Source organism: Clostridium sp. ZBS2 (assembly GCF_023845855.1).
Lineage (GTDB): Bacteria > Bacillota > Clostridia > Clostridiales > Clostridiaceae > Clostridium > Clostridium aquiflavi.
In genome coordinates this window covers 1-2,263 of sequence record NZ_JAMQIF010000067.1, presented here as the reverse complement: position 1 = coordinate 2,263, position 2,263 = coordinate 1, and the positions used below count along the sequence as shown (strand labels likewise).

The 2,263-nt window shown below is 26.8% G+C and carries 2 protein-coding genes and 1 pseudogene; 2 read left to right on the top strand and 1 reads right to left on the bottom strand.

The genetic code is table 11. The features are described 5' to 3' along the window. Positions 1-390: HAD family hydrolase (locus tag NG918_RS16640; RefSeq protein WP_252227146.1), on the top strand; the 390-nt coding region annotated here is incomplete at its 5' end. Positions 391-528: 138 nt separating this feature from the next. Here the strand turns inward: NG918_RS16640 and NG918_RS16635 are convergent. Further along, positions 529-1,273, bottom strand: a pseudogene (locus NG918_RS16635) (peptidylprolyl isomerase). A 127-nt stretch (positions 1,274-1,400) separates the two neighbouring features. Between NG918_RS16635 and NG918_RS16630 the strand changes: the two are divergent. After that, complete coding sequence (locus NG918_RS16630; RefSeq protein WP_252227145.1) at positions 1,401-2,078, top strand: uracil-DNA glycosylase; 678 nt, start codon at positions 1,401-1,403, stop codon at positions 2,076-2,078. The last annotated feature ends 185 nt before the right edge of the window (positions 2,079-2,263 follow it).

Here is a 2,263-nt window from a genome sequence, read left to right as displayed (position 1 = left end):
AAGGTAAAACTAAAAGATGGTGTAATAGAATTTTTAGATAAACTAAAATCTAAAAATATAAAGATTGGACTAGCTACAAGCAATTCTAATGAATTATTAGAAGTTTGTTTAAAAACAAATAATATATATCATTATTTTGATTCAATAACTACTACTGGTGAAACTGAAAAAGGTAAGGATTCTCCAGACGTATATTTACTCGCTGCTAAAAGATTAGATACTACCCCTGATAAATGCGTAGTATTCGAAGATATACTTCCTGCTATAAAATCAGCAAAAGTAGCTGGAATGAAAGTTATTGCAGTAAAAGATGAATTCAGCATAGATTCTAAAGAAGATATTATAACTGCTTCTGACAAATACATAACTTCATTTTTTGAATTAATATAAAGTAAACGTGGATACACTCACTTCTTATTTAGTTCAAAGTAAATAGATAAGCATTAAGCGTTACAACAATTATATATATATATAAAAGTGGTTTTATAATAAAACCACTTTTTCTATTACTTATAAATAGTAATATCATTATTTTCTTTCAACACCATATTTATCTGATAATTGTTTTATCATTTCTAAATATTTGTTTTGTTGTCTTTCATTTATAAGTTGTTTTAACACTGCATCCTTAACTTGATCAAATGGTACAGTTGTGCTTTCAGTTTTGTTTTCTACTAATATTAAATGATAACCGAATTGAGTTTTAACTGGTTCACTAACTTTTCCAACTTCTGATTCAAAAGCAACTTTTTCAAATTCTGGAACCATAGCTCCTTTTCCAAAGTTCCCTAAACTTCCACCTTGTTCTTTAGATGGACAAGTTGAATATTTCTTAGCAGCCTCTTCAAATGCTAATCCATTTGCTATTTCTTCTTTTATAGAATTAGCTTCTTCTTCAGTCTTAACTAAAATATGTTTTGCTGAAACTGTTGGTGGATTTATAAACATACTTGCATTATCATNNATAATACTTTTTAACATCTTCATCAGTAACTGTAACATCAGCTAATACTTTGTTAATTGCTAATTGAGTTAATGCCTCTTTTGCTAATCCTTCAACTAAATTTTTATATTCTTCAGTCTCATCTATTTTTAACTCTTTACCAAAGTTGCGCATTAATTCAAAAGCAACTACTTGTTCTAATAATGCTTCTCTTCCTTGTTCTCCTTGGAACATAGCTCTTCTTTCTTGTGGATATCTATTTAGTACTGCATCTAAATCTTTATCTTTGATTTCGTTTCCGGCAACAATTGCCACTACCTTATTTTCCATGTTAATTCTCCTTTTAACTAATTTTTTATATACCTCTATATTTTAACAATATATATCTCTACTAACAATAAAAAAAGAAAATTTATTATTTTTTTATAAAAATGATATACTAATTATGGGTGATTTTATGAATAACATATTAAAAAATGATTGGAATAATTACATAGGTAATGAATTTGAAAAAGATTATTACCTTAAATTAAGGAAAAATTTATCACAAGAGTATAAAACAAAAACAATATACCCTGATATGTATAATATTTTTAATGCTCTTCATTATACAGCTTTTGATGATGTTAAAGTAGTTATATTAGGGCAAGACCCTTATCATGGACCAAACCAAGCTCACGGATTAAGTTTTTCAGTAAATCCAGGAGTTAGGACTCCTCCATCACTTTTAAATATATATAAAGAATTAAAAGACGATATTGGATGTTATATACCTAATAATGGTTATCTAAAAAAATGGGCTGACCAAGGTGTTCTATTATTAAATACAGTACTTACTGTAAGAGCTGGCGAAGCTAATTCACATAAAAATATAGGCTGGCAAATATTTACTGATAATATAATAAAGGTATTAAATACTAGAGAAAAACCTATTGTATTTATACTTTGGGGAAATAATGCAATAAGAAAAGAAGAACTTATAACAAATCCCAAACACCATATAATAAAATCAGTGCATCCTAGTCCTCTTTCTGCATCTAGAGGTTTTTTTGGTAGTAAACCATTTTCAAAAACTAATGAATTTTTGAAAAATGACAATGAAACTCCTATAGATTGGCAAATAGAAAATCTATAAATATTACTAAAAGTGGATACTTACAGTTCATAGTATAATCAAAAGTTTACAGACTTTTAAAAGATCAATTAAGAAATTTAAGGATTTTTACTATTTACTATACTAATATCCACTTTTAAAATTAGAATTTATATAATATTGACTCTTACCAATTTTTAAATTAATGCTATGTTTTAGTAGAGTGT

Excerpts from the sequence above, each read along its gene's own strand:
- NG918_RS16630 (WP_252227145.1), top strand. The coding sequence starts at position 1,401 with ATGAATAACATATTAAAAAATGATTGGAATAATTACATAGGTAATGAA.